This is a genomic window from Xanthomonas albilineans (assembly GCF_002939705.1).
GTDB lineage: Bacteria > Pseudomonadota > Gammaproteobacteria > Xanthomonadales > Xanthomonadaceae > Xanthomonas_A > Xanthomonas_A albilineans.
The window spans coordinates 1-272 of the sequence record NZ_MDCB01000137.1 but is presented as its reverse complement, the minus strand read 5'-3'; the positions used below and the strand labels follow the sequence as shown (position 1 = coordinate 272).

Sequence of the window (272 nt, the reverse complement as noted above, 5' to 3'; positions counted from 1 at the left end):
CAACAAGGTCTGCGGGCCGACTTGCGCACCTTGTTCGCCACGCCGACGCTTGCTGCATTGGCGGCTGCGAGCGATGCCGTATCGGTCAATGTTCCGCCCAACCAAATTGCGTCCGACAGCGCGGTGATCACGCCGGAGATGCTGCCGCTGGTGACACTCACGCAGGAACAGATCGACAGCATCGTCGCTATACTCCCGGGCGGCTCTGCCAATCTCCAGGACATCTATCCGCTGGCTCCCTTGCAGGAAGGCATTTTCTTCCATCACCTGCT

At 60.7% G+C, this 272-nt stretch carries 1 protein-coding gene; it reads left to right on the top strand.

Going from position 1 to position 272, the window contains the following annotated elements:
• Positions 1–21: 21 nt before the first annotated feature.
• A partial coding sequence (locus tag XalbCFBP2523_RS16110) for a hypothetical protein (protein ID WP_146084176.1) occupies positions 22–272 on the top strand: 251 nt, incomplete at its 3' end.